We start from the raw sequence: 25,556 nt of genomic DNA on the forward strand, positions 1-25,556 counted from the left end.
GCCGGGGGCAGCGGGGGGTGGGTCAGGTGATGGCGCGGTAGGTCAGGTGGGTGGCCAGGGGTGAGAAGTGCGTGTCGACCGGCTCCCACTGGCGCGGGCGCACGTGGGCGAACAGGCGGGTGCCCGCGCCCAGCAGCAGCGGCACCAGGTGCAGGCGCAGCTCGTCGAGCAGCCCTTCGTCGGTGGCCTGGCCGATCAGGTCGGCGCCGCCCATGACGACGACGTCGCCGTCCCCTGCCACGGTGCGGGCGTGCTCGACGGCCGCGGCCGGACCGTCGGTGACGAAGGTGAACAGTTCGGGCCGGCGTACCGCTGAGGGCGGGACGTGGGTGACGACGAGCACGGGCGGCGTCTGCGCCTGGTCGCGGGCCGAGCCGTAGGCGAGCGGGTCGCCCCAGCCGTAGGGGCCGTCGACCACGTCGAAGGTGCGCCGTCCCATGATGACCGCGCCGGTGGCGCGGGCCGCGGCGCCCAGGACGCGCGCGTCGACGTCGGTGGGCCGGCGGGCCCAGGCGTGCAGCAGTTCGCCGCCGGTGCCGAGGCCGTGTTCGAGTCCGGGGTCGGGGCCGGTGACGTAGCCGTCCAGCGATACGGAGATGTCGGCGACGACCTTGGTCAACGGGTCCCTCCCCCTGGCGTGTCCGGTCGGTCACCACGCTGTCATCGGCGCTGGGAAAACCGGGTGAGGTTCGGGCGGTGCTCGTGCAGAGTTGACGGCGTGATGTCCAACTTTGTGCCTGGTATTGAGCTTTCTCGTGCCTTCTACGGCGAAGTCGTCGCGCCGCTCCTTCCCGGGGTGCGGCACAGCGCCGCGCTGATCGGCCCGGGGTCGGAGGTGCTCGCGTTCGACACGGCCCGCTCGGCCGACCATGACTGGGGGCCGAGGGTGCTGCTGTTCGTGCCCGCCGGTCAGGTGGAGCCGGTACGGGAGCGGGTGGCGGCGGGGTTGCCCGACCGGTTCGGGGGTTTTGACACCGTGTTCGAGTATCACGGGGTGCGGCAGCCGGGGGTGGTGGTCGCCGAGCTGGGGGAGTGGCTGGTCGGGCGGCTCGGGTTCGATCCGCGGGCGGGCGTGTCCCTGCTGGACTGGTTGTCGGTGCCGTGGCAGACGCTGGCCGAGGTGACGGGCGGCGAGGTGTTCTGCGACGGGGTGCCGGGTGCGGGGCTGGAGGCGGCCCGGCAGGCGTTGCGCTGGTATCCGCAGGACGTGTGGCGGTACGTGCTGGCCTGCCAGTGGCAGCGCATCGGCCAGGAGGAGCCGTTCCCGGGGCGGTGCGCGGAGGTGGGGGACGAGCTGGGGTCGGCCGTGGTGGCGGCGCGGCTGGCGCGGGAGGTGATGCGGCTGGCGTTGCTGCTGCGGCGCCGCTACCCGCCGTACGCCAAATGGCTGGGCAGCGCGCTGACCCGGCTGCCGGGCTCGGCCGAGCTGGGCGAGGCGCTGGCGGCGGCGATGGCGGCGCGGTCGTGGCGCGAGCGGGAGGAGGGCCTGACGGCGGCGTACGGACGGCTGGCGGCGCTGCAGAACCGCATGGCGCTGACCGAACGGCTGGAGGAGGGGGTGCGGGGGTTCCACGACCGGCCGTTCCGGGTGATCGGCGGGGAGCGGTTCGCGCGGTCGCTGATGGCGTCGGTGACGGATCCGGTGGTCAGGGGGCTGCCGGTGGCGGGGTGCGTGGACCAGCTGTCGGACACGGTGGAGCTGCTGGGCTCTCCCCGCCGGGCACGCGCGCTGACGGCCGCCGCGCTCGACCTCCCAGCTTAGAAATCTACAATGTAAAGGTGGTGGGTCTGGACAAGATCCAGTTTTTTCACTCAAAAACCCTTCCGCCAGGTCAGAGGCGGCGGGCGTTGGCGTGGATGGCCTGGCGGTAGTACGCGGCCAGGCCGGGGGCGCGGTCGTCGTAGGTGGCGGTGAAGCGGGGGTCGGTGGCGTACAGGTCGCCGAGGCCGCGGTGGAGTTCGGGCGGGCAGTCGTAGAACCAGCGGGTGATGTGGGCGCGGTGGCGTTCTGCGATGTCCATGACGTCGGGGTGGTCGGGGGCGAGCCCGCGGGTGTGGGCGGCGCGCATGTCGTCGTCGATGGCGGTGGCTTCGGCGGTGAGCCGGAGCCAGTCGGTCTTGGTGTAGGTGGCGACGCGGCGGCGGCTCTCTGCGTGGGTGTCGGTGTGGCCCCAGCGGCGTTGGACTTCGGCGTCGTGGTCTTCGGGGGTGAAGTCGCCGAAGACGTCGAAGCGTTCTTGGGGGGTGAGGGGGATGCGGTGGGTGTGGGCTTGGATGGCGCGTTCGACGTTGGTGATGACCTGGTGGAGGCGTTGGGCTTTGCGGGTGAGGAGTTGGTGTTGGCGGTGGAGGTGGGTGAGGTGCTCGGTGTGGGGGTGGTCGAGGATGTCGGTGATCTCTTCGAGGGGGAAGCCGAGTTCGCGGTAGAGGAGGATTTGCTGGAGGCGGAGGAGGTCGTCGTCGGTGTAGCGGCGGTAGCCGGCGGTGGTGCGTTGGCTGGGGGTGAGGAGGGCGATTTCGTCGTAGTGGTGGAGGGTTCGTACGGTGATGCCGGCCAGTTTGGCGACTTGGCCGATGGACAGGGTCATGGGTCTGACGTTACGTGAGGGTGGGTGTGTTGGTGGATGAGGAGTTGCTGCCGATTGGGCAGTTTGCGCGGCTTGGTCGGTTGAGTGTGAAGCAGTTGCGGCATTACGACGAGTTGGGGTTGTTGCGTCCGGCGTATGTGGATGGGGTGACGGGTTACCGGTATTACCGGGCTGGTCAGGCGCGGGAGGCGTTGTCGATCGGGTTGTTGCGGTCGTTGGATGTGCCGTTGGCGGTGGTGGGGCGGGTGTTGTCGGGGGAGGTGGGGGCGTTGGAGTCGGTCCGGGTGTCGTTGGAGGTGGAGTTGGCGCGGCGGCGGCGGACGTTGGCGTCGTTGGAGCGGGTGCTGGCTGTGGGGTTGCCGGCGGCTGAGGTGGATGTGGTGCGGGAGGTGGGGGCGCGGGCGGTGTTCGCGGGTGAGCGGGCGGCGGGGATGGAGGATGTGGGGCGGGCTACGTCTGCGGCGGTGGCGCGGTTGGTGGCGGGGGTGCCGGAGGGGTTCGGGCCGGTGCGGCTGGTGGGGTTGTTTCCGGTTGATGTGGGTGAGGTGGTGGACGTCCGGGTGGCGTTGTTGCTGGACGGTGGGGTGGAGGGGTTCGCCGGTGAGGGGGTGGAGGCGGGGGTGCTGCCGGGTGGGTTGTTCGCGCGGGCGACGCATGTGGGGCCTTATGACCAGATCGCGTTGACGGTGCATGCTGTTCTGGCGTGGTGTGCCGAGCGGCGGCTGGTGGTGAGGGGTGCGGTGCGGGAGGTGTATGTGTCGGATCCGGGGTGTACGCCGCCTGGTGAGTTGGTGACGGATGTGCTGGTTCCGGTGGTGGACGGGGTTTCGTGAGGGGGGTGGTCACAGGCAGCCGTTGGGGGGTTTGACGGCGGCGACGATGTCGACGGCGGAGCCTGCGGTGGCGGTTTGGCCGGGTTGGGGGTTCTGGCTGACGATTTCGCCGAGGTGGTTGCACAGTTGGTTGTCGGGGGTGGTGGCCTTGGTGCCCAGGAGGAGGCCGACGGCCAGTAGTGGCCGGTCCGCCAGGATGGCCGGTGTTCCGGTCAGGTCGGGTACGGCGACGGGTCCGGGTGCGGCGACGGCGAGGGGGACGATGCCGGCGCTGGCGGTGGTCACGCCGTTGAGGCCGTTGACGGGGGTGGGGTTGAGGACGGGGTTGCCGGGGGCGGCGGTGCCGTTGCCGGCTTGGCCGTAGGTGTTGTCGCCCCAGTAGCGCAGGGTGCCGGTGGTGTCGATGGCCAGGCTTTCGCCGGTTCCGGCGCTGACCTGGGTGATGCCGGTGAGGGGGAGGTGGACGGGGGTGGGGTGGTCGGTGGTGGTGCCGTCGCCGAGTTGTCCGGCCCAGTTTCTGCCCCAGGTCCAGACGGTGCCGTCGGCGGCGCGGGCCAGGGTGTGGGCCATGCCTGCGGAGATGGCGGTGATGCCGGAGACGTGGCGGTCCACGCGGGTGGGGGTGGGGTGGTCGGTGGTGGTGCCGTCGCCGAGTTGGCCGGAGGCGTTGGTTCCCCAGGCCCAGACGGAGCCGTCGTTGCGCAGGGCCATGCCGAATTCGCCGGTGGCGGAGATCTGGGTGATGCCGTAGGGGGCTTTGACGCGGACGGGGGTGGTGCGCTGGGTGGTGGTGCCGTCGCCGAGTTGGCCGAAGCGGTTGGTTCCCCAGGCGTAGGCTTCGCCGTTGGCTTTGAGGGCGAGGGTGAAGCCGGTTCCGGCGGCGGCTTGGACGATGCCGGTGATGGGGGCTTTTTTGGGGGTGGGGGTGCGGGTGGTGGTGCCATCGCCGAGTTCGCCGAAGTCGTTGCTGCCCCAGGCCCAGAGTGAGCCGTCGCGGCCGACGGCGAGGTTGTGGCTGGCGCCGCTGCTGATCTGCTTGATCGGGGGGAGGCCGGGTACGGGGCGGGGGATCTGTTGGGTGCCGTTGCCCCAGGTCCACAGGGTGCCGTCGGTGTGGAGGGCGTAGCTTTCGAGGTAGACGCCGCTGGTCTGGGTGACGTCGTGGCCGCCGGTGGAGGCCATGGGGATGGGGTGGGTGACGGGGGTGTCGTTGGTGCCGTTGCCGACTTGGCCGAAGAAGTTGTAGCCCCATGCGTGCAGGAGGGGTGGGGTGTCGGCGTGGGCGGGGGTTGTGTGCAGGGTGGTGAGGAGGAGTGCGGTGGTGAGGGGGAGTCGGGTGAGTGGTTTCATGCGGGTCTCTTTCGGGTGGGTGGTCTTTGTCGGCTGGGCGTTCCATCCCGTTCCACGTTTCCGGTTTTGGGGTGTTTTGCCGGTTTCGTGATGAGGTCACGGGCGGCCGGTGACGAGGTCTCTGGTTCGGCGATCAACGACCCGGCAGAGTCGTGGACGTCCCTCCGGAACCGAAAGGCCCCTGATGAAATCCCTTGCCCTGCTGTCCGCAGCCACGCTGACGACCACGCTGACTGCCACGTTGACGGCCGCCCTCCTGGCGGCCCCGGCGCACGCCGCCGTCACCCGGTGGGACGCCTGCGCGCCCGGTGAGGGTGTCGACTCTCGCCAGGAGTGCGCGACGATCGAGGTGCCGATGGACTATTCCGCCCCCGGCGGCCCGTCGGTCACGCTGGCGGTGTCGAGGATCCGGACGGCCCGTCCCGACGTGCGCCGCGGCGTGTTGCTGATCATCCCGGGCGGTCCGGGCAGCCCGGGGTTGAACCGGCCCAGCACCCTGGTGAAGAAGCTGCCGAAGGAGGTGCTCGACCGGTTCGACATCGTCGGGTTCGACCCGCGTGGCGTGGGGAGGAGTTCGCCGGTCTCCTGTGGGCTCGCGCCCGCCGACCTGTCGCTGACGCGGCTGAAGCCCTATCCCGACGCCGACGGGGGGATCGCCGGGAACGCGGCGTGGTCGCGCCGGATCGCCGAGGCGTGCGCCCGTAACGGCGGGCCGCTGATCCGGCACATCAGCACCCGCAACCACGCCAGGGACATCGACCGGATCCGGGTGGCGCTGGGTGAGGACAAGATCTCCTACTGGGGTGTCTCGTACGGCACCTACGCGGGCGCCGTGCACGCCACGATGTTCCCCGGCACCACCGATCGGGTGATCCTGGACAGCAACGACGATCCCGATCCGCACAAGGTGGCGCGCCAGTGGCTGGCCAACTACGCGGTCGGGGTGCAGGACGCCTTCCCCGACTTCGGCGCATGGGCGGCCGCGCGCGAGGGTGACTACGGCCTGGGCGCCGACGTGGCCGCGGTGCGGCGGACGTTCCTGGAGCTGGCGGCCCGGCTGGACCGCGAGCCACTGGCCTGGCCGGGGGCCGAGCCGGAGCAGCGGCTGACCGGCAATCTGCTGCGGGAGACGCTGCTCAACGCGCTGTACTCCCGGGCCAACTACCCGATGCTGGCCGGGCTGATGAAGGCCGCGCTGAGCGGCGCCGAGCTGCCCGCGCCGAACCAGCCGCCGCAGGCCGCTCTGCAGAACACCGCGGCGCACGCCGGGGCCACGATGTGCAACGACGTGGTGTGGCCGGGCTCGCTCGCCCGGCACGAGCAGCAGGTGCGGCGCAGCCGGGCCGCCTACCCGTTGACGGCGGGCATGCCGGTGAACGTCGGGCCGTGCGCGTACTGGCCGTTCCGTCCTGCCGAGCCGGCCACGCGGATCGGCTCGCGCGGTCCGGCCAACGTGCTGCTGATCCAGAATCTGCGGGATCCGGCCACGCCCTACAGCGGGGCGCTGAAGATGCGCGAGGCGCTGGGGCAGCGGGCCCGGATGGTCGCCGTGGACTCCAGTGGTCACGGGGTGTATCTGGCCAACGGCAACGCCTGCGGTGACCGTGCCGTCACCGGCTTCCTGGTGACGGGCCGTCTGCCCGTGCGTGACCTGAGCTGCTGACTCGGTTGCGGGCTCGCGGCCTCGGGCCGGTATATGTCCAGATTCTGGCGTAATGTCCACCAGTACGGCCTTCGCCTGTTAGATTCCGAGTCGTGATCAAGGAAAGGCACGGCAGCGGCCCCGCCACGGGCCGCTGAGGCAGGACGAGGAACGCTCCACAGCCGGGCCAGGGGGCCCATCACGCCGTGCGAGCAGCCCCGCCCGCCGATCGACGTGCCGATCGACGACAGGAGCACTGTGCTGAGAAGAACATCCCTGCTGGCCACCGCCCTGGCGACGGTGGCGGCGCTGTTCGCCGTCCCCATGGCGGGGACGGCCGGCGCGGCGGTGACCCGGCAGGACGTCACGGATGCCGCCGGCGGACGCGGCATCACCTGGGGGCCGTGCGAGGAGGAACCCGCCGTCGAGTGCGGCACGCTGGCCGTGCCCATCGACTGGTCCAGGCCGGACGGGCCGACCGTCGGCCTGGCCCTGGCCCGCCGCAAGGCCACCGTCCCGTCCCAGCGGATCGGCTCCCTGCTGAGCAACCCCGGCGGGCCCGGCAACTCCGGCGTGAACGACATCCTGCGCCCCTCCGGTTTCAGCCAGGACATCCAGCGGCGCTTCGACATCGTCGGCTACGACCCCCGCGGCGTCGCCCGCAGCCGCTCGGTGACCTGCTCGGCCTCGGTGTACAACCAGATGCCCTATCCGGTCATGACCAGCCAGGCCGACTACCTGACCTGGGTCGCCTTCGACACCAGGCTGCGCGCCGACTGCCGCAGGCTCACCGGCCCCCTGTACGACCACCTCGACTCGGTCGACGTGGCCCGCGACATGGACGCCATCCGCGCCGCGCTGGGCGAGGACAAGCTGACCTCCTACGGCGTCTCCTACGGCACGCTGGCCCAGCAGATGTACGCCGAGCTGTTCCCGGGCCGGATCCGCGCCATGGTGCTGGACAGCAACATGGACCACAGCCTGGACGTCAAGGCGTTCCAGGTGAGCGAGGCGGCCACCGTCCAGGACAGCTTCGAGGAGTTCGTCGCCTGGTGCGGGCGCGACAGCGAGTGCGTCCTGCGCGGCCGCGACATCCGGGCGTTGTGGAAGGGGCTGCTGGCCAAGGCGGGCCGCGGCCAGCTGCTGTGGCCGGGCGACGGCCGGCCGGTGAGCGCGCACAACCTGCAGTGGCTGGGCGTGGTGCTCAACGAGGCGCCCGCCTGGCGGCTGGAGGCCGAGGTGCTGCTCGCGCTGGCGGGCGGCCCGGTGCCGGAGGACATGCCCGGCCCTCCCGGCAACTGGCCGGTCAACGGCGCCTACGCCGAGCTGCCCACCGCGATCTTGTGCCAGGACTGGAACCTGTCGCTGCGGGACTACGCCCACTACGCCGAGGTGATGCGCGCCGCCAACGCGGTGGCCCCCGACATGCGCTACAACCCGATGCCGATGGGCGACATGCCGATCTGCCAGGGCCATCCGGTCGGCAACCCCCAGCACCCGCTGCGGTACAGGGGCGGCACGCCGCTGCTGGTGGCCACCTCCAGGCACGACCCCGACACGCCGTACGCGTGGTCGGCCAACGTGGCCCGTCAGCTCGGCCCCAAGGCGACCCTGCTCACCTACGAGGGCTGGGGGCACGGCGTCTACGGCATGACCGCGTGCACCACGGCGGCCATGGACAGCTACCTGATCTCGGCGTCCGTGCCCGCCAAGGGCATCGCCTGCCCGGCGCAGGAGCCCCAGGGCTGACGCCGGGCGGGCTGGTCAGGCGAGCGCGGCGGCCAGATGCTCGGCGGTGCGGGAACCGGCGGCGGTCAGCAGGTCGGCGGGGGTGCCCTGGAAGACCAGGCGGCCGCCGTGCTTGCCGCCGCCCGGCCCGAGGTCGATGACCCAGTCGGCCCGCTTGAGCACCTGGATGTGGTGTTCGACCACGATGACCGTGTTGCCGGCGTCGACGATGCGGTCGAGCAGGTCGATGAGGGTGTCGACGTCGGACAGGTGCAGGCCGGTGGTGGGCTCGTCCAGGACGTAGACGGCGCCGGTCTTGGTGAGCTCGCCGGCCAGTTTCATGCGCTGGCGCTCCCCGCCCGACAGGGTGGAGGTGGGCTGGCCGAGGGTGAGGTAGCCCAGGCCGACGTCGACCAGGGTGGCGACGCGGTCGCGGATGGCCGCTTCGGTGAAGAACGCGACGGCCTGCTCGGCGGTCAGGGCCAGGACGTCGACGATGGTGTGGCCGCGCAGCCGGTGCCGCAGGGCCTCGGGGTTGTAGCGGGTGCCGCCGCACATCTCGCACACCGCGGTGACCGGGTCCATGAAGGCCAGGTCGGTGTGGATGACGCCGCGGCCCTCGCAGGCCGGGCAGGCGCCGGTGGAGTTGTAGCTGAACAGGCCCGGCTGGGTGCCGGTGGCGCGGGCGAACAACCGGCGGACGGGGTCGAGCACGCCGATGAAGGAGGCCGGGCTGGAGCGGGCCGAGACGGTGACGGCCCCCTGGTCGACGGTGACGGCCCCGGGGTGCTGGGCGGTGAACACCTCGCCCATGAGGGTGGACTTGCCGGACCCGGCCACGCCGGTGACGCACGTCAGGACGCCGGTGGGCACGTCGAGGGTGAGGTGGTCGAGGTTGTGCAGGGCGGCGTCGGTGATGGTGAGGTGCCCGGTGGGGCGGCGCACGGCGGTCTTGAGCGGGGTGCGGGCGCGCAGATGGCGGCCGGTCAGCGTGCCGGAGCGGGCCAGCCCTTCGACGGACCCCTGGTAGACGACGGTGCCGCCGTGCAGGCCCGCTCCCGGGCCCAGGTCGATGACGTGGTCGGCGACGGCGATGACGTCGGGGTCGTGCTCGACCACCAGGACGGTGTTGCCCTTGTCGCGCAGGGCCAGCAGCAGCGTGTTGAGCCGGCCGACGTCGGCCGGGTGGAGGCCGGCGCTGGGCTCGTCGAAGACGTAGGTCATGCCGGTGAGGCTGGAGCCCAGATGGCGGACGGTCTTCAGGCGCTGGCTCTCCCCGCCGGACAGGGTGGTGGTCTCGCGGTCGAGGGTGAGGTAGCCCAGGCCGATCTGGTCGATGCGGCGCAGCGCGGCGGCCGCGGTGTCGGCGACGGGGTTGCCGAGCCCGGCCAGGACGCCGATGAGGTCGGTGATCTCCATGGCGGTGTGGTCGGCGATGGTGTGGGGGCCGATCCTGGTGGCCAGGGCGGCCTGGTTGAGGCGGGCGCCCCGGCACTGGGGGCAGGTGCCCTCGGTGACGAAGGCCAGCACCGCCTCGCGGGTCTTGTCACTCAGGCCCGACAGGTCGCGTTTGAGGTAGAGGCGGGTGAAACGGTCGGCGACGCCTTCGTAGTCGACCTTGTTGAGGGTGCCGTTCTTGCCGCGGACCTCGACGGTGAAGCCGCCGCCGTGCAGCAGCAGGTGGCGCTCCTGGTCGGTGTAGTCGGCCAGGGGTTTGGCGGGGTCGAAGGTGCCCGAGCGGGCGTAGATCTGCCACTGCCAGGTGCCGACCCCGAACAGCGGGAAGCGGATGGCGCCCTCGTCGAGGGACCTGCCGGGGTCGAGCAGCGCGTCGAGGTCGAGCCGGATGGCCCGGCCCAGGCCGTCGCAGCCGGGACACATGCCGTGGGGGTCGTTGAAGGAGTAGGCGTAGGAGTAGCCGGCGCTGGGGGTGCCGTAGCGGGAGAACAGCACGCGCAGGATCGGCAGGATGTCGGTCATGGTGCCGACGGTGGAGCGCGAGCTGCCGCCGACCGGCTTCTGGTCGACGACGATGGCGGCGCCGAGGTTGTCGATGGCCTCGGCTTCGGGTTTCTCGTGCTTGGGCAGCCGGTTGCGGACGAACCAGGAGTAGGTTTCGTTGAGCTGGCGCTGGGACTCCACGGCGACGGTGTCGAAGACGACCGAGGACTTGCCGGAGCCGGACACGCCGGTGAAGACGACGAGCCGGTTCTTGGGGATGCGTAGGGACAGGTTCTTGAGGTTGTTCACGCGCGCGCCGGTGATGACGATGCTGTCGTCCATGCGGCCACGCTAGCGGCGGGCGCCGACAGTTCCGGCAAGGGGCGAGGCCAGCCGACCCGCCATGGTCTGCGGGGACGCGAGCGATCGCCGCCACGGCCTGAACGCGGCACTCCGGCAGGCCGCTGACCGGCGAGAACGAGCGACGGGATAAGTTGGACTCACCCCCGCACCGCCGGGGCCCGCGCCAGGGCCCCGCCTACGGAGGTGAGCGTCATGGTGTTCGACCAGGCAGATCTACGTGAGCTGGCGGCCTTCGCCGACGAAGTCGGTGTGCTGTCGTTCTACACCACGATGGAGCCGGGCACGCAGGCCGGGCGCACCCGGCTGCGCAACGAGATCGCCGCGCTGCGCCAGGAGCTGTCCGCGGACCCCGACCACGAGCGGGCCAGGCTTGCGGGCCTCCGCCTGGACCTGCTGGAGCCGCGGATCGAGGAGTTGCTCGACCCGGCCGGTCCCGGTCTCGGGCGCGCCCTGTTCGCGCAGGTGGCCGGCGAGGAGGTCCGTACCGAGTGGGTCCAGCTCCCGGTGGGCGACCTCGCCACGCTGCGGGAGCATGCCTATCTGCTGCCGCTCGTCACCGCCGTTCAGGCCGACAGGCCCGCCGGGGTGGCCAGGGTGGGGCGTGACGGCGTGCGGCTGTTCGACTGCCGGTACGGTCTGGCCGACGAGCTGGAGCCGGTCACCTTCGACCTGGCGACCGCGGGCTCGTCCGGCGGGGGGTCGACGACGCTGCCCAGGCTCTCCCGGGGCGGTATCCACCCCGACCGCTTCGACCAGCGCGTCGAGGAACACCTGACCAGGTTCCTGCGCGAGTCGGTCCCGCACGTGGCCGGGCACGCTCGGCGGCTGGGCTGGGAGATGCTGCTGTTGGTGGGCGACCCCCGCGACACCTCGGTGCTGAGCGAGGCGCTGCCGGCCGGCACGGAGATCATCCAGGTGGACGCCGTGCTCGATCCCGCCCTGTCGCCGCCGGAGGTGCTGGAGTTCGTGCGTCCCGTTCTCGATGAGGCGCGGGCCCGGCATGACGCCGCGCTGGCCGTGCGCGCCCGGGACCTGGCCCTGTCGGGCGGCAACGGCGCGGTCGGCCTCGACGACATCCTGTCCCTGCTGCGGCAGGGCCGGGTCGAGCACCTGCTGCTCGATGACGCCGGCGGGTGGAAGGCCGCGCCCCCCACGCCCGTCGCTCCCGAGGATCTGGAGGAGGAGATGATCGAGCTCGCCCTCGAACACGGGGGCGAGGTCACCGTGCTGGAGAGCGGGGCGGCGGGCGAGCTGGCCGAGGCGGGCGGAGTGGCGGCCATGCTGCGCTGGTGAGCGGTTGCCGCGATCGTGAGGCACCGCCGGGCGGCGGGCCGCGGTAGCCCGCGCTCCGAGGCATCGGCGCCCCCCGCGGAAGCGCCCCGACCGGGGCGTGAAAGTTCACCGCGCCGCGCTGACGGTGAGCGCGGTCAACGGTACCGCGCGGAAAAGCGGTCACGGCGCGGCCGCAAGCTCGTCGGCCAGTGCGGCCGCCTCGCGCTCTCCCGCCCGCACGGCGCCCTCGAAGTAGCCGTTCCAAATGTCGGCGGTCTCGGTCCCGGCGAACCGCAGGCCCTTCCACGGCGCGAGCAGGGCGTCGCGGTAGACGTGCATGGTGCCGACGGCGAAGCTGCCGGAGAAGCAGCCGCCGGTGTGAGGCTCGGCGTCCCAGTCGAACTCGACGAAGTCGACAGGGCGCCTCAGGCGCTCGTCGTCGAGCCGGTCGGCGATCTCGGCGAGCAGCAGCTCTTGGCGAGCGCCTGCGTCCAGGCCGCGGATGCGGGCGGCGTCGTGCCCGTATACGAAGAACGTCAGCACGCCCTGGGCGTGGCCGGGCACGGAGTTGTCCACGGCCTCGGTGATCAGGCCCGTGGAACTGGTGAACGCCCCCGACCTGCCCTGGTCGTTCCACAGCGGCGTGGCGTAGACGGCGTGGAACTTCATCGCGTCACCCTGCAAGATGTTGCGCACCGCGCGGCGCTTGGTCCCGGGCATCGCCGGGCTGATCTCGATGCGGTCCAGCACCACCGGGGGGACCGCGACGATCATCCGGTCCGCGGTGAGCTCGCGGCCGTCGCGCGCGCGAGCAGTCCAGGTCGCGGCCCGCCGGCCGCGGGTCTCGCGGGTCAGCGACGCGACGTCGAACCCGAGCACGACCGGTTCGGCGAGCGCCTCGGCCATGTGCTGCGCGATCGCGAACGGACCACCGATCACGCGATCCTGCTGGGCTCCGCCCACGGTGTTGAGCATCGAGTCCACGCCGCCGCCGGAGTGCAGGTAGAACAGGACCTGCAGCATGGACACCTGACTGGCGTCCTTGGCCAGCAGCCCCCCGGCCAGCTGGCGGGCGGCATAGGCGGCGCGCTCGGCGTCGGTGCGGTCGGCGAGCCAGACGTGCAGGGTCTGGGCGTCGAGCTCCGCGGCGTCGGGGGTGAGCGAGGGGCACTCCAGGTTCACGGTCCGGGCGAGGCGGTCGAGCTCGGCGTAGATCGCGGACACCTCGGCGTCGGGTCCGGCGTTGCGCCGGCCGCCCAGGAACGCGAATCTCTCTCCCACCTCGCGCAGAGGGAAGGTCTTCACGCCGTACTGTGCGGCGAGCTCGTACATGCGGGTCTGGCCCGGGCCGAACCACTGACCGCCGAGGTCGATCTGGAGCCCGCCGTGGAGGTAGCGCGTGAATGTGCGCCCGCCTACGCGATCGCGCGCCTCCAGGACGCGGACGTCCACGCCGGCGGCGTCCAGCCGGTGCGCGGCAGCGAGCCCCGAAAAGCCCGCCCCGATGACGAGTGCCTGACAGTCGATCATGTTCATATGGTCACGCAGGGGAACAATCGACACGATCTGCGGATCAAGATCTTGAAGCGGGGATCGACGACTCCTCGATCCCCGATGACTCCTCCGACCGCTCAATGAGCGTGCCTTTGCGAAGGTGGCCCGGGCGCGGACCAGGGCGGCCAGGTGCGGCGCATCGACCGTCCGCGCCGAGGGCCTGCCAGTGCGGGCGAAGGAGGCCACGTCGGGGCGTTCACTCTCACGCGCCCCGCAGATCGCCACGTCGGCCGCGCCGCTGCCGGACCTTTGTGCCTCTGAGCTGCCGGCCGATCTCAAGGTAGGGCCGAAGCCGTTCCCAAGCGTCCGGGGGGCTTTCGCGCGATCGGGCGGCCTCGTCCTGCTGGCCTGGTTGAGGGCCAGAGCCTGGCGAGTCGGTCATCAAACTCCTGATCCAAACCCACGCCGACCTATCAAGATCGTGTATGCAGCCGCCAACAAAACCTGGGAGACCCGCAATCCCGCAGGCGGGTTGGCTCGCAGCCGCCATCCATGACTGGGGGTCTCAGCAGTGTCACCACGATCGGCCCTGGTGGCGTTGGCCCGTCACATAACGCAGATCGGGGAAACGCTCGGCCCGCTGACCAGCGGGGAACCCCGTTGACGCCGGATTCCGTTCCGAATCCTCTGACCCCCGGCTCATGAGGAGGGACGGATCAGGCCGCTCTCGTAGGCGAACACCACCACCTGGGCGCGGTGCCGCAGCCCGAGCTTGAGCAGCACCCGGCTCAGGTGCGTCTTGACGGTCGCCTCGGCCAGATGCAGAGCGGCGGCGACCTCGGCGTTGGACAGTCCGCGCGCCACCTGGACGAGCACGTCGTGCTCGCGGGCGGTCAGCAGGTCCAGCAGCCGGTGCTGTTCGCGGGGGGCGGGGGTGAGCTGGGGGGCGAACCTGTCCAGCAGGCGGCGGGTGACGCGCGGCGACAGGACGGCCTCGCCCGCGGCGACGTTGCGGATCGCGCCGAGCAGGTCGGCGGGCGGGGTGTTCTTGGGCAGGAACCCGGCGGCACCGGCCTTGAGCCCGGCGAAGGCGTACTCGTCGAGGTCGAAGGTGGTCAGGATGAGCACCTTGGAGTCGGGACAGTCCCGGACGATCCGGCGGGTGGCCTCGATGCCGTCCAGACCGGGCATGCGGACGTCCATCAGCACGACGTCGGGACGCAGCCGGCGGGCCATCGAGGCGGCCTGCTCGCCGTCGGCGGCCTCGCCGGCGACGTGCAGGTCGGGCTCGGCGTCCAGCACCATGCGAAAGGCCATGCGCAACAGCGCCTCGTCGTCGGCGATCAGCAGCCGGACGGTCATGACGCGCCCAGGCCGGTCAGGTCGAGGCTCATGACGCGCCCGGGCCGGTCGCGTCCGGGCCGGTTGTGTGAGGGCCGGACGTGTGGGGGCCGGTCAGGTCGAGGGCGGCCGCGACCCGCCAGCCGCCGCCGGGGGCCGGGCCGGCGTGCAGGGTGCCGTCGTAGGCGGCGACGCGTTCACGCATCCCGGCCAGCCCTCGTCCCGCCAGTTCCCGCCCGGCCAGTTCCCGCCCGGCGGGCCGCTGGGGCGCCGGGCGGCCGCCGTCGTCGGTGATCTCGATGTCGGCCCTCATGCGGGTCAGATTCACCTGGACGTGCGCGCTGGCGCCGGGGGCGTGCCTCAGCGTGTTCGTCAGCGCCTCCTGGGCCAGCCGGTAGAGGGTGAGCTGCGCGGCGGCCGGGACGTCGGCGGGGTCGCCGTCAACGCTCAACCGGGTCGGCAGCCCGGCGGCGCGCATCCGGTCGGCCAGCGGGCCGAGATCGGCAACGCCGGGCGCCGGATGCCGCGGGGCGACGCCGGACTCCTGCTCTTGACCGATGCCCTCACCGACCCCCTGGCCGGCGCCTCCGCCGACGGAGCCGCTGGCAGCTCTGTCGGCACCTCCACTGGTGCCCCCACTGGCAGCTCCACTGGCAGCTCCACTGGCGGCTCCGTCGGCAGCTGGGGCGGCAGCTCTGTCGGCGCTTGTCTCGGTGCCCCGGTCGGTGCTGAGGGAGCGGCGCATGTCGCGCAACGCCTGGCGGCCGGTGTCGGCGATCTGCGCCATCGCGGCCACCGCCTGACCCGGCGCGCGGTCGTGAACGTAGGCGGCGCTGTCGGCCAGCGCGACCATGACCGACAGGTTGTGGGTGACGATGTCGTGCATGTCCCGCGTCATCCGGGCGCGTTCCTCGGCGACCGCCAGACGCGCCCGCTGGTCGCGGTCGCGTTCCAGGGAGGCGACGTAGGCGCGCCGGGCCCGCGTCCACAAACCGGCGGCCAGCGCGGCGGCCGACATCGCGCTCAGCGCCGCCACCGTCAACGGCATCCGGCCCGGCGGCGCCCACCGCGCCGCGGCCGCCACCACCCCCGTCTCCAGCACGAACGCGGCCGCCAGCGTCGCCCGCCACGGGCGGCGGGCCGCCACCGTGTAGAGCGCGACCAGCAACGCCGCGTCGGCCGGAAGCTGCACCCCGATGGCCCACTGCAGGGCGGCCGCGCCGCCGATCACGCACAGCACCAGCAGCGGGGCGCGCCGCCGCCACACCAGCGGCGCCACCAGAGCCACCTGCAGCGCCAGCACCGCAGGACCGCCCTCGGCCACCCGGCCCGGCCCCAGCGTGACCACGAAGATCACAACGGCCAGCAACGCGTCGGCGACCACAGGCGGCACCGAGCCCATCACCGAACGGACCACCGAGCCGATCGCCGGGCGGACCGCCGGGGGGACCGTCGGGGGGACCGTCGAGCCCGTCACCGAGCCCGTCACCGAGCGGCGCGTTGGGCTGGGCTCTGGGCGGGTCGTCGAGCGGGGCGGCGCGGTCGGGCGGGCGGCCGGAGTCATGCGCCCACCCTAAAGGCCGCGCCCCGGCGCCCCCCATCCTCCGCAAGGAGGAGGATCCCGGCCCCTCATCCGAAAGTCGTACCCGCAGGTCAGCCCGTGGCCGCTGGCCCGTTCGCGAGCCTGCCTGCCAGCCTCGGAAGCACACCCCCCGCCTTCCGTCCCGTTCGAGGAGAACACCGGCATGCCCGTGAAGATGTACGCGGCCCCTCTGGCCGTCGCCGCCCTGACCCTCACGCCCGCCACCGTCCCCCTGCACGCGCAACAGGCACAGCAGGCGCGGCAGGCGATCACGGTCGTCCTGCCCGCGCCCGGCGGCCCCCACCCGGTGGGAACCGTCGCCCTGCGCCTGGTCGACCGCTCCCGCCGCGACCCGCTGGTGCGGTCGAAGCCGTACCGCGAGCTGATGGTCAGCCTGTGGTACCCCGCCAAGAGCGGCACGCAACCGCTCGCCCCCCACATGGCACCCCTGGCCGCCGCCGACTGGGACCGCCACTCCGCACCGCCCATGGGCATCGCCAAGGGCGCCGTCGACTGGGCCGCCACCCGCACCGCCGCCCGTTCCGGCGCGCCGGTCGAGCGCGGCGCGGGCCGGCTGCCCGTCGTGCTGTTCGGCTCCGGCGACGGCGGGCCGCGCACGCTGGGCACCACGCTCGTGCAGGACCTGGCCTCGCGCGGCTACCTCGTCGTCACCGTGGACCACACCTACGAGGCCGACCAGGTGGAGTTCCCCGGCGGGCGGGTCGTGCGCGCGCTGCCGCTGCCGGCCAAGCTCACCCCGCGCGTCATCAAGGCGCTGCTGGAGCGGCACGCGCGGGCGCGGCTGGCCGACATGCGGTTCGTGCTGGACCAGGTCACGGCCCTGGGGCAGGGACGGGCCATCGGCGGCGAGGACATGCCGGCCGGGTTGCGCGGCGCGCCGGACCTGACGCGGGTGGGGGCACTGGGGCAGTCGCTGGGCGGGTCGGTGGCGGCCCAGCTCGTCCACGACGACCCGCGGGTGGACGCCGGGGCCAACCTCGACGGCGGCTACGTCGGCCCGGTCGCCGCCACCGGCGTGACCAGGCCGTTCCTGCAACTGGCGGCCCAGACGCACACGCGCGAGAACGAGCCGAGCTGGAAGTCGTTCTGGCGCGCCTCGACCGGGTGGAAGCGGGAGCTGCGGTTCAAGGGCGCCGCGCACGGCTCGTTCACCGACCTGCAGGCGCTGCTGCCGCAGATCGCCGCGGCGCTGCCCAAGGCGGGGGACGGGAAGCAGGACGGCAGGCAGGGCGGGGTGCCGGTCGCCGACTTCGTCGGCACGATCGATCCGCAGCGGTCGGTGGCGGCCCAGCGCGCCTACGTCGGGGCGTTCTTCGACCTGCACCTGCTGGGCAAGCCCACCCGCCTGTTCCAGGAGCCCGACAGCCGCTTCCCCGAGGTGTCCCGCATCCCCTGACCCGGATGCCCCGCAAGGGGGCGATAACAATACCGGTATAAGTATCCCGCGGGTGTAGGCTGGGGGACATGGTGCGATCCCCGCTGACCCCCGAGGAGCGGCTGCGCGGCGAGCAGCTCGGCCACATGCTGCGCCAGGCCCGAGGCGAGCGCAGCATCGTCGAGGTCGCCGCCGCGGCCGGCATGTCCGCCGAGACCCTCCGCAAGATCGAGACGGGGCGCATCGCCACGCCGGCGTTCTTCACCATCGCCTCACTGGCCGACGTCCTGGGCATCTCCCTCGACCGCCTGGCCGTCCACGCCACCCCCGCCCGCACCTGACCCACCCGAGCCGAGGGTCAGTCCGTACGGGAGCGGCGTACCTCGTCCAGCACCTCCTCGATGCGACGCCAGGCGTCCTGGGCCGAGGCCGGGTGGAAGGTGTCACGCTCGTCGGCGGCGAACCCGTGGCTCGCCCCCGGATACACCACCGTCTCCAGCCGCTCGCCGATCGCCCGCTGCTGTGCGCCGTCGATGATCGGGTCGTCGGCGCCCAGCAGCACCACCAGCCGCCCCGGCGCCCGCGCGGCCCGCTCCAGCGTCGGCTCCGGACGGCTCAGCGGCAGCTCGGTGCCCGTCAGCCAGCCCGGGTACAGCGCCACCGCCGCCGCCAGCCCCAGCTCACCGGCCACCGAGCACACCACGTGCCCGCCCAGGCTGAACCCGACCGCCGCGGCCGGCCAGGCGCCCGCGCGCCGCAGATACTCCGACGCGGCGCGCGCGTCATCGAGCACCTGCTCCCGGCGCAGCAGCCAGGCCAGCTCCAGCCCCCGTTCCCGGCCGGCCGCATCGGCCGGCAACTCCACCACCCGCCCCAGCGGGCCACCCGTCACCGGATCCACGGCAACCGCCACCCCGGCCCCCGCTTCGCCCCCTTCCTGCACCAAGCCCGTAGAAGAGCCCGCCACAGTGCCCGCCACAGTGCCCGCTGTTGCATCCCCTGAGGGGCCCACCACCGGGTTAGCCGAGGAGCCCACGGAGGAGCCCGGCGATGTCCCCGCCACCGGGCCTGTTGACGGACCCGCCGTCGCCGGACCCGCCATAGGAGCCGTAGGAGCCCTCGAAGGCGCAGGGGAGGGCCGCAGCTCGTGCCGATGGTTGAAGTCGGGCACGACGACCGCATGCCCCAACCCGGCCAGCCGGTCGGCCATCCGCCGCGCGTACCCGCTCACCCCGAAGATCTCACCGGCGACCAGCACGCCCACGGGCCGCCGCACCCCCACGGGCAGGGCCGTGTAGGCCGCCATGCCCGCGATGTCCACCCATCCGGTGGTGATCTGTCCGTTCACGCGGCCGAGCTAACCAGCCCCCGCCCGCCCCCGGCCAATCACGTCCCCGATGGCCGCCATCACGACCCCGATCGCCCCCGGACCGGGGCCCCTACCGGGACGGCTTGTCACGCAACAGCGGGTGCGACCGCATCGCCACCTCCAGCTCCCCGGGCAGCTCGTCACGGTAACGCCCCAGCGTCGACAGGTCGCTGTGCCCCAGCACCCGCCGCACCGCGTCCATGTCGACCGCGTCGGCCAGCAGATGCGTGGCCGTGGTGTGCCGCAACCCGTGCGGCGTCACCGAACGCCGCTGATCGGGATCGACGTGCCGCTGCACCCGGTCGATCACCGCCTGCACGTCGCCCCGCGCCAGCCTCCGCCCCCGCCACGACAGCAGCAGCGCCTTGCCGTCGTCGGCGCCGGCGACCTGGCCGCGCCCCCGCGCCAGGTAGGCCTGCAACACCTCGGCCACGTCGTCGGGCAGCGGCACGTCGCGCGTACGGCCGCCCTTGCCGAAGATCCGCCAGTAGCGCACCCCGTCGTTGGTGTAGAAGTCCTCCACGTTGGCGCGCACCAGCTCCGACACCCGCGGTCCCACCGTCGACAGCAGCAGCACGATCACCGCGTCGCGCAACTGCATGCGCTGGTCGCGCCGCTTGCCCTCCTGCTCGGGCGCCTCCCGCAACTGCCGCGCCGCGCCGATCAGCCCCTGGGCCTGCTCCCGCGTCAGCGCCCGCCGCTCCGGACGCAGCCCGCCCCGCTGCTTGGCCGTCACCGTCGCCGCCGTCATCGGGTTGATCTGCACCCACCCGGCCAGCGTGGCGTGCTTGAACAACGCCGAGATCGACCGCCGGAACCGGGCCTGCGAGGACGGCGACTGCCCCGGACCCGACCCGCCCGCCTGCCGCGCGTCGGGCTTGCGCGCGAACGCCAGCAAGATCGCATCGACGTCCTCGCCGGTCAGGTCGTCGAGCACCACGTCGGCCCCGGCCAGCGCCACCAGCGTGGCCACGTCACGCGCGTAGACCTCGGCCGTGGCCGGGGACAGCGCGCCCGTCGACGTCTTGGCCACCACCAGCTCCACGTAGCGGTCAGCCGCCTGTCCCACCGTCAACCTGTCGAGCTCCGCGGGCCGCACCGGCTCCCCTCCTCACATGTGGGCGACGCAGCATCCCCGCGCGCGATGCCGCGCGCGGGATGCTGCCTGCAGAGGAGACGGTAGCGGCCGCCACCGACGAAAATCAGATGTCGCGGAAGGTCTCGATGCGCGCGCCCAGCGCGTTCAGCCGCTCGGCCAGGTCCTCGTAGCCGCGGTTGATCACGTACACGTTGCGCAGCACCGACGTGCCCTCGGCGGCCATCATGGCCAGCAGCACCACCACCGCCGGGCGCAGGGCCGGCGGGCACATCATCTCGGCGCTGCGCCACCGCGTGGGCCCCTCCACCAGCACCCGGTGCGGGTCCAGCAGCTTGACCGAGGCGCCCAGCCGGGTCAGCTCGGTCAGGTAGATCGCCCGGTTGTCGTAGACCCAGTCGTGGATCAGCGTCGAGCCCTGCGCCGCGGCCGCGATCGCGGCGAAGAACGGCACGTTGTCGATGTTGAGCCCCGGGAACGGCATCGGGTGGATCTTGTCGATGGGGGAGACCAGCTTGGAGGGCCGCACCGTCAGGTCGACCAGCCGGGTACGCCCGTTGGCCGCCCAGTACTCGCCCGTGCGGTCGCAGTCGAGCCCCATCTCCTCCAGCACCGCCAGCTCGATCTCCAGGAACTCCACCGGCACCCGGCAGATCGTCAGTTCCGAACTGGTGACCACCGCGGCCGCCAGCAGGCTCATCGCCTCGACCGGGTCCTCGGAAGGGGAGTAGTCGACGTCGCGTTCGATGGAGGCCAGCCCGTGCACCGTCAGCGTCGTGGTGCCGATGCCCTCCACCCGCACGCCCAGCTGCTCCAGGAAGAAGCACAGGTCCTGCACCATGTAGTTGGAGGAGGCGTTGCGGATCACCGTCACCCCCGGATGGCGGGCCGCGGCCAGCAGCGCGTTCTCCGTCACGGTGTCGCCGCGCTCGGTCAGCACGATCGGCCGCGCCGGGGCGGCGCCCCCGTCCACCTTGGCGTGGTAGAAACCGCCCGTCGCGGTGATGTCCAGCCCGAAGTGCTTCAGCGCCGACATGTGCGGCTGGACGGTACGCGTGCCCAGGTCGCAGCCGCCCGCGTACGGGATCTGGAACTCCCCGGTACGGTGCATCAACGGCCCCAGGAACATGATCACGCTACGGGTCCGGCGGGCCGCCTCGGTGTCCATCGCCTCCAGCTCCAGCCGGGCCGGCGGCACGATCTCCAGGTCGCTGCCCTCGTTGATCCACCGCGCCCGCACCCCGATCGAGGCCAGCACCTCCAGGATCCGGTAGACCTCCTCGATCCGCGCCACCTTGCGCAAGATCGTGCGCCCGTTGTTCAGCAGCGACGCGCACAACAGCGCCACGCAGGCGTTCTTGGACGTCTTGACGTCGATGCTGCCCGACAGCCGGCGCCCGCCCACCACCCGCAGATGCATCGGACCGGCGTACCCCAGGGACACGATCTCGCTGTCGAGCGCCTCCCCGATCCGGGCGATCATCTCAAGACTGATGTTCTGGTTGCCGCGCTCGATCCGGTTGACCGCGCTCTGACTCGTCGCCAGCGCATCGGCCAGCTGGAGCTGCGTCCAACCGCGATGCTGACGCGCATCCCGGATGAGCCGGCCGATCCGCACAAGATAATCATCTGCCACAACACACGACCATATCTCACATATGAGATGCCGCCGCGACCCCGGGTCCCGACGCGCCGGACAGCTCCCGATGACCCGCCAGATGCGGGGGAGTGGCCTGCGCCCGCGCCTTGCCCACGAACGCCCGCCGCGCCGCCCGGAACCCGTTGCGGTCGTCGAACATGTCCCTGCTCATCTCCGCCAGCTCCTCGGCCCGGTAGGCGTCCAGCGGCTTGCGCCGCTCGTCGGCCTCCCGCGCCTGCCGCCGCGCCGCCAGCAACGCCTCGTAGGAGGAGTCCTGGGCCAGCCGGTGGGCGAAGTCCACCACCCGCCGCTCGAACTCCTGCCGCGAACCGCCCGCCATCCGGTCGGCCAGCCCCAGCTCCACCGCCTCGGCGGCCCCCACCGGCAACGCCCGCCCGGTCAGCTCCGCCGCCGCCTGCGCCCCCACCCGCCGCGGCAGCACGTACGTCCAGAACTCACTGCCGAACAGCCCCATCGTCCGGTAATGCGGATTGAGCACCACCGGCTCCCGCACGATCACCCGGTCGGCGCCCAGCCCCATCATCACCCCGCCCGCCCCCGCGTTCCCCGCGATCGACGTCACCACCAGCTGCGAGGTGCACCCCACGATCTCCCGGCACACCGCATTGATCGCGTTGATGTTCATCCACGCCTCCACCTCCGGATGACGCGCCGCCTCGATCACGTTCAGGTGGATGCCGTTGGAGAACACCTCGCCACCGCGCACCACCAGCACCCGCGTGTCCTGCGCCGCCGCGTACCGCAACGCCGCCGCCAGCCGCCGGCACTGGTCGGTGGACATCGCGCCGTTGTAGAAGTCGAAGCTCACCACCCCGACCTCCTCGCCGCGCTCGTAGGTGATCTCGCTGTAGCCGGCCCGCTCACCCACGCCCGCCAGCCGCTCACCCAGCACCATCGTCGCCGGCAGCTTCACCCCGCCCGCCTGGGAGCCCGCTTCCGGGCCGGCCTCCAGGCGCAGATGGCCCACCCACACCGTCCCCTGACCGGTGTGCACCAGCACCGCGCCCTCACGCCGGGCCGCCACCGCCCCCGGCGCGCCGGCCAGATCGGGACCCCGGTGCACGTCGAACACCCGCACCGGCAGCTCGCACAACCGGGCCCGGCCGCCCGGCGCGCCGTCGGCCGCCCGCACCAGCCGCACGATCTCCTCGGCCGGCTGCTCCCAGGAGAACTCCCGGTCGGCGTGCCGCATCGGCCGCCGCAGCCGCCCCGTCACACCGGGGGAGCGGTAGTCCAGCGGCGCCGGCGCGAACAACGGGTCGGCGGCCTTGGCCGCGACCTCCGCCACCAGCTCCACCGCCGCGTCGGCCACCGGCCCGTTGTACAGCGCCGACTTGCGCGGCGGCTCCGACGGCATCGGGAACGTCCGCCACCCCCAGATGGGGCCGGCGTCCATCTCCTCCACCGCCTGCAGCGCCGTCACCCCCCACTCGCGCTCGCCTTCGGCGATCGCCCAGTCCAGCGAGGACGGCCCCCGGTCCCCGGGCGGCCCAGGATGGATGATCACCGTACGGTGCCCGCGCCACAACGCCTCCGGCACCCGCTCCTTCAGGAACGGGCAGATGATCAGGTCCGGCTTGACCAGCTCGGCCGCCTCCACCATGACCCGCTCGGAGATCGCCAGCTCGACGCTCACATCATGGCCGGCCCGCCGCAGCTCCAGCCAGGCACGCTGGGTCAGGCCGTTGAACGAGGAACACAGGAGCAGGATGCGCAACGCGGAACTTCCTTCGCCGAGACGTCAAGGGCAGCGGGCAGGGGAGAGGCGTCAACCGATCGCGAGCGGACGAACACCACCAGTACCGGCATTAACGGCAGTCCCATAAGGCCCAGGCATCTCTAGATGTTGACACGAATCTTCCACCGATGCTGACAAATCACCGCAGACAACCGAGCTGAGCAGCCAAATTGCCCTGATATGCCCGAAAAAAATCCTGGCGGGGGAGACACCTCAACCCCGACCAGGAACCCCACCCGAAACCCACCGCACACAATGGATCACATGGACACCCGCACCGCCGCCCAGCACTTCGCCGACACCTGGCAACACGGCTGGACCCACCACGACACCACCGCCATCATCGCCCTCTACAGCGACGACGCCACCCACACCAGCATGCCCTTCCGCCCACCCCACCACGGAAAAGACGCCATCGCCGACTACATCCGGCAGTCATTCACCGGCGAAAGCGACCCCCACGTCACCTTCACCACCCCCATCGTCGACGGCGACCAGGCCGCCATCGAATACCGGGTCCACGCCCTCGACAACGGCCACCCCATCACCCTCGCGGGCTGCGTCTTCGCCCGCTTCAACCCCGACGGCCTGGCCACACAGACCCGCGACTACTGGCACACCACCCCAGGCCACCGATGACCAGACAAATCAGCGCCGCCCCATCGGCACCGGCGCAACAACCCCCGGCACCGGCAACGGACGCGCCACCTGCCGCGTCTCCTCGGCCTCCGCCACCTCGACACGCCGCTCGGCGTGCCCACCCCCGCAATAACCGTTCGTCAGGATCAACCGCCCCCGCATCGGGGTGTACGCCTCCCTGTCGGAAGCAGGCAGAACCCCCTGACACACCGGACATAAAACCGACTGGTTCCCCACGTGCTGCTCCTCTCGCTGAGCGAATAGCAGGAGCTCTACCCTAAAACCACCGAACATGACAAAGACAGTGAATCAACACGCCGTCAAAGCCCCCGTCAGCCCCCAGCAGAGCCCCGCCACACCACCCCACCACCCCACGAAACCCCAGATCACCCCCGCAATCCCAATTCACCCGCCAAGATCACAAACAACGCGAAAACCCACGAAAAAACTTCCCACCAACCCCACAAGCAACGCCCGCCAACACCCCACCCCACACCAGCCTCACCCTCGAACCAGGAGGTCCTCGGCTACCCTCCGCCCATGGGCAAATATCTCGCCATCCTCCACGGCACGGCCGACCACACCGACAAGGCGAAACTCACCGACCAGCAACAGACCGCATTCATGCACGCATGGGCAGCATGGGCCCACAACAACGAACACGCCCTGATCGACCCCGGCGCACCCCTCTTCCACAAGAAACGAGTGACCACCCAAGGCATCGAAGACTTCACCGACACCAAGACCGGATACGCCATCGTGCAAGCCGAAACCCACCACGACGCGGCACAGCTCTTCAGCGACCACCCACACATCGCCCTGATGCCAGGAAACTCCATCGAAGTCCTCGAATGCCCGCCCATCCCGTCCTGAAAGGCACCCGACCACCCCTCACGGGATGAACAGCGACCCACTCACCCCCACCGGCTCCCACAGACCGAGCGCCCGCAGCAGATTCCTCGCCAACGCCCGATGCCCGTACTCATTGGGATGACACCCGGACCCCATCCAATGCTCGCCGCCATCCCAGGCCGCATGATGATCCACCAGCACATCCGCCTCCAGCGAACGCACCACCTCGGCATAAGCCGGCAGATCCGCCCAACCGGACTCCGGCGCCTGATTGGGCGTCTGAAGCACCACCCTCGCACCCGCCTCCCGCACCCGGGAGACCACCGCGGCATAGTCACCGGCAAAAGCCGCAAGACCCTCCGGCCCGGCCACACAGTCGTTGAGCCCGAACATCATCACCACCACATCGGGCCGATGACGCAACACCGCGTGCTCCACATCCAGCTCAGAGACCCTCTGACCGCTCACCCCGGTGTTGATCACCACATCGGACGGCCGGTTCAACTCGAACCGCACCCGCTCGGCGAACAACTGCGTGTAGTCACGCCACCCGAACGTGTGCAACGCCCCCTGAGTCACGCTGTCACCCGTGAACAGCCACACCGTGCCCATCCGCCGACCACCCCGCTCACCACAGCCAAGACAACAACGCACGAAAGGCTAGACGATCAC

The 25,556-nt window shown here is 71.7% G+C and carries 21 protein-coding genes and 1 pseudogene; 9 read left to right on the top strand and 13 right to left on the bottom strand.

The annotated features are described in order from the left end of the window. Positions 1-22: 22 nt before the first annotated feature. The gene (locus ACIBST_RS22425) at positions 23-619 is read right to left on the bottom strand and encodes a dihydrofolate reductase family protein (protein ID WP_397174172.1); all 597 of its coding nucleotides are present in this window, start codon (positions 617-619) and stop codon (positions 23-25) included. Between the two features lie 114 nt (positions 620-733). Between ACIBST_RS22425 and ACIBST_RS22430 the strand changes: the two genes are divergently transcribed. After that, positions 734-1,762, top strand: coding sequence for a DUF4037 domain-containing protein (locus ACIBST_RS22430; protein WP_397174174.1), 1,029 nt, complete (start codon positions 734-736; stop codon positions 1,760-1,762). 70 nt (positions 1,763-1,832) lie between these two features. Here the strand turns inward: ACIBST_RS22430 and ACIBST_RS22435 are convergent, their stop codons facing one another. Next, complete coding sequence (locus ACIBST_RS22435; protein WP_397174175.1) at positions 1,833-2,588, bottom strand: MerR family transcriptional regulator; 756 nt, start codon at positions 2,586-2,588, stop codon at positions 1,833-1,835. A gap of 32 nt (positions 2,589-2,620) precedes the next feature. Here ACIBST_RS22435 and ACIBST_RS22440 point away from each other — a divergent pair, with 32 nt between their 5' ends. Then, positions 2,621-3,421, top strand: coding sequence for a MerR family transcriptional regulator (locus tag ACIBST_RS22440; RefSeq protein WP_397174177.1), 801 nt, complete (start codon positions 2,621-2,623; stop codon positions 3,419-3,421). A 9-nt stretch (positions 3,422-3,430) separates the two neighbouring features. Here the strand turns inward: ACIBST_RS22440 and ACIBST_RS22445 are convergent, their stop codons facing one another. After that, entirely contained in the window at positions 3,431-4,771 is a 1,341-nt protein-coding gene (locus ACIBST_RS22445; protein WP_397174178.1) for a hypothetical protein, read from the bottom strand. A 184-nt stretch (positions 4,772-4,955) separates the two neighbouring features. Between ACIBST_RS22445 and ACIBST_RS22450 the strand changes: the two genes are divergently transcribed. Together ACIBST_RS22450 and ACIBST_RS22455 are read left to right on the top strand one after the other, a co-directional pair. Continuing rightward, on the top strand, positions 4,956-6,434 hold the full coding sequence (locus ACIBST_RS22450; RefSeq protein WP_397174180.1) for an alpha/beta hydrolase: 1,479 nt from the start codon (positions 4,956-4,958) through the stop codon (positions 6,432-6,434). Between the two features lie 237 nt (positions 6,435-6,671). Continuing rightward, positions 6,672-8,162: an alpha/beta fold hydrolase gene (locus tag ACIBST_RS22455; protein WP_397174182.1), complete on the top strand. Its 1,491-nt coding sequence runs from the start codon at positions 6,672-6,674 to the stop codon at positions 8,160-8,162. A 15-nt stretch (positions 8,163-8,177) separates the two neighbouring features. Here ACIBST_RS22455 and ACIBST_RS22460 read toward each other — a convergent pair whose 3' ends face one another. After that, on the bottom strand, positions 8,178-10,424 hold the full coding sequence (locus ACIBST_RS22460) for an ATP-binding cassette domain-containing protein (RefSeq protein WP_397174183.1): 2,247 nt from the start codon (positions 10,422-10,424) through the stop codon (positions 8,178-8,180). A 213-nt stretch (positions 10,425-10,637) separates the two neighbouring features. Here ACIBST_RS22460 and ACIBST_RS22465 point away from each other — a divergent pair, with 213 nt between their 5' ends. Further along, on the top strand, positions 10,638-11,738 hold the full coding sequence (locus ACIBST_RS22465) for a VLRF1 family aeRF1-type release factor (protein ID WP_397174185.1): 1,101 nt from the start codon (positions 10,638-10,640) through the stop codon (positions 11,736-11,738). Positions 11,739-11,897: 159 nt separating this feature from the next. Here the strand turns inward: ACIBST_RS22465 and ACIBST_RS22470 are convergent, their stop codons facing one another. The 3 genes from ACIBST_RS22470 to ACIBST_RS22480 all read right to left on the bottom strand — a co-directional run bounded on the left by ACIBST_RS22470 (position 11,898) and on the right by ACIBST_RS22480 (position 16,116). Beyond that, positions 11,898-13,247 (bottom strand): flavin monoamine oxidase family protein, encoded by a 1,350-nt coding sequence (locus ACIBST_RS22470; protein ID WP_397174187.1) that lies wholly within the window; start codon positions 13,245-13,247, stop codon positions 11,898-11,900. Between the two features lie 663 nt (positions 13,248-13,910). Further along, the gene (locus tag ACIBST_RS22475; protein ID WP_397174189.1) at positions 13,911-14,573 is read right to left on the bottom strand and encodes a response regulator; all 663 of its coding nucleotides are present in this window, start codon (positions 14,571-14,573) and stop codon (positions 13,911-13,913) included. Positions 14,574-14,601: 28 nt separating this feature from the next. Then, positions 14,602-16,116: a histidine kinase gene (locus ACIBST_RS22480; RefSeq protein ID WP_397174190.1), complete on the bottom strand. Its 1,515-nt coding sequence runs from the start codon at positions 16,114-16,116 to the stop codon at positions 14,602-14,604. Between the two features lie 181 nt (positions 16,117-16,297). Between ACIBST_RS22480 and ACIBST_RS22485 the strand changes: the two genes are divergently transcribed. After that, entirely contained in the window at positions 16,298-17,551 is a 1,254-nt protein-coding gene (locus tag ACIBST_RS22485) for an alpha/beta hydrolase family protein (protein WP_397174192.1), read from the top strand. A gap of 68 nt (positions 17,552-17,619) precedes the next feature. Beyond that, positions 17,620-17,871 carry a helix-turn-helix domain-containing protein gene (locus ACIBST_RS22490; RefSeq protein ID WP_397174194.1) on the top strand — a complete coding sequence of 84 codons (252 nt, stop codon included), beginning with the start codon at positions 17,620-17,622 and terminating at the stop codon, positions 17,869-17,871. A gap of 17 nt (positions 17,872-17,888) precedes the next feature. Here ACIBST_RS22490 and ACIBST_RS22495 read toward each other — a convergent pair whose 3' ends face one another. The 5 genes and pseudogenes from ACIBST_RS22495 to ACIBST_RS22515 form a co-directional block, all read right to left on the bottom strand. Continuing rightward, on the bottom strand, positions 17,889-18,422 hold the full coding sequence (locus tag ACIBST_RS22495; RefSeq protein ID WP_397174262.1) for a dienelactone hydrolase family protein: 534 nt from the start codon (positions 18,420-18,422) through the stop codon (positions 17,889-17,891). A 258-nt stretch (positions 18,423-18,680) separates the two neighbouring features. Beyond that, positions 18,681-18,836: pseudogene (locus ACIBST_RS22500) on the bottom strand (dienelactone hydrolase family protein); the annotation flags it as partial. Between the two features lie 133 nt (positions 18,837-18,969). Next, entirely contained in the window at positions 18,970-19,998 is a 1,029-nt protein-coding gene (locus tag ACIBST_RS22505) for a tyrosine-type recombinase/integrase (protein ID WP_397174196.1), read from the bottom strand. Between the two features lie 103 nt (positions 19,999-20,101). Beyond that, on the bottom strand, positions 20,102-21,631 hold the full coding sequence (locus ACIBST_RS22510) for a UDP-N-acetylglucosamine 1-carboxyvinyltransferase (RefSeq protein WP_352326032.1): 1,530 nt from the start codon (positions 21,629-21,631) through the stop codon (positions 20,102-20,104). Between the two features lie 16 nt (positions 21,632-21,647). Next, positions 21,648-23,372 carry an enoyl-CoA hydratase-related protein gene (locus ACIBST_RS22515; RefSeq protein WP_397174197.1) on the bottom strand — a complete coding sequence of 575 codons (1,725 nt, stop codon included), beginning with the start codon at positions 23,370-23,372 and terminating at the stop codon, positions 21,648-21,650. 285 nt (positions 23,373-23,657) lie between these two features. Between ACIBST_RS22515 and ACIBST_RS22520 the strand changes: the two genes are divergently transcribed. Continuing rightward, positions 23,658-24,032 carry a nuclear transport factor 2 family protein gene (locus tag ACIBST_RS22520; RefSeq protein WP_397174199.1) on the top strand — a complete coding sequence of 125 codons (375 nt, stop codon included), beginning with the start codon at positions 23,658-23,660 and terminating at the stop codon, positions 24,030-24,032. Positions 24,033-24,572: 540 nt separating this feature from the next. Further along, complete coding sequence (locus tag ACIBST_RS22525; RefSeq protein WP_397174201.1) at positions 24,573-24,905, top strand: hypothetical protein; 333 nt, start codon at positions 24,573-24,575, stop codon at positions 24,903-24,905. An 18-nt stretch (positions 24,906-24,923) separates the two neighbouring features. Here the strand turns inward: ACIBST_RS22525 and ACIBST_RS22530 are convergent, their stop codons facing one another. Next, complete coding sequence (locus ACIBST_RS22530) at positions 24,924-25,496, bottom strand: SGNH/GDSL hydrolase family protein (protein ID WP_397174203.1); 573 nt, start codon at positions 25,494-25,496, stop codon at positions 24,924-24,926. Between the last annotated feature and the right edge of the window lie 60 nt (positions 25,497-25,556).

Origin of the sequence: Nonomuraea sp. NPDC049684, assembly GCF_044465345.1 — a bacterium.
Taxonomy (GTDB): Bacteria; Actinomycetota; Actinomycetes; order Streptosporangiales; family Streptosporangiaceae; genus Nonomuraea.

Coding starts and splice junctions, on each gene's coding strand:
- ACIBST_RS22450 (WP_397174180.1), top strand. CDS start 4,956: ATGAAATCCCTTGCCCTGCTGTCCGCAGCCACGCTGACGACCACGCTG.
- ACIBST_RS22445 (WP_397174178.1), bottom strand. CDS start 4,771: ATGAAACCACTCACCCGACTCCCCCTCACCACCGCACTCCTCCTCACC.
- ACIBST_RS22525 (WP_397174201.1), top strand. CDS start 24,573: ATGGGCAAATATCTCGCCATCCTCCACGGCACGGCCGACCACACCGAC.
- ACIBST_RS22435 (WP_397174175.1), bottom strand. CDS start 2,588: ATGACCCTGTCCATCGGCCAAGTCGCCAAACTGGCCGGCATCACCGTA.
- ACIBST_RS22470 (WP_397174187.1), bottom strand. CDS start 13,247: ATGATCGACTGTCAGGCACTCGTCATCGGGGCGGGCTTTTCGGGGCTC.
- ACIBST_RS22490 (WP_397174194.1), top strand. CDS start 17,620: ATGGTGCGATCCCCGCTGACCCCCGAGGAGCGGCTGCGCGGCGAGCAG.
- ACIBST_RS22485 (WP_397174192.1), top strand. CDS start 16,298: ATGCCCGTGAAGATGTACGCGGCCCCTCTGGCCGTCGCCGCCCTGACC.
- ACIBST_RS22480 (WP_397174190.1), bottom strand. CDS start 16,116: ATGACTCCGGCCGCCCGCCCGACCGCGCCGCCCCGCTCGACGACCCGC.
- ACIBST_RS22475 (WP_397174189.1), bottom strand. CDS start 14,573: ATGACCGTCCGGCTGCTGATCGCCGACGACGAGGCGCTGTTGCGCATG.
- ACIBST_RS22520 (WP_397174199.1), top strand. CDS start 23,658: ATGGACACCCGCACCGCCGCCCAGCACTTCGCCGACACCTGGCAACAC.
- ACIBST_RS22530 (WP_397174203.1), bottom strand. CDS start 25,496: ATGGGCACGGTGTGGCTGTTCACGGGTGACAGCGTGACTCAGGGGGCG.
- ACIBST_RS22465 (WP_397174185.1), top strand. CDS start 10,638: ATGGTGTTCGACCAGGCAGATCTACGTGAGCTGGCGGCCTTCGCCGAC.
- ACIBST_RS22460 (WP_397174183.1), bottom strand. CDS start 10,424: ATGGACGACAGCATCGTCATCACCGGCGCGCGCGTGAACAACCTCAAG.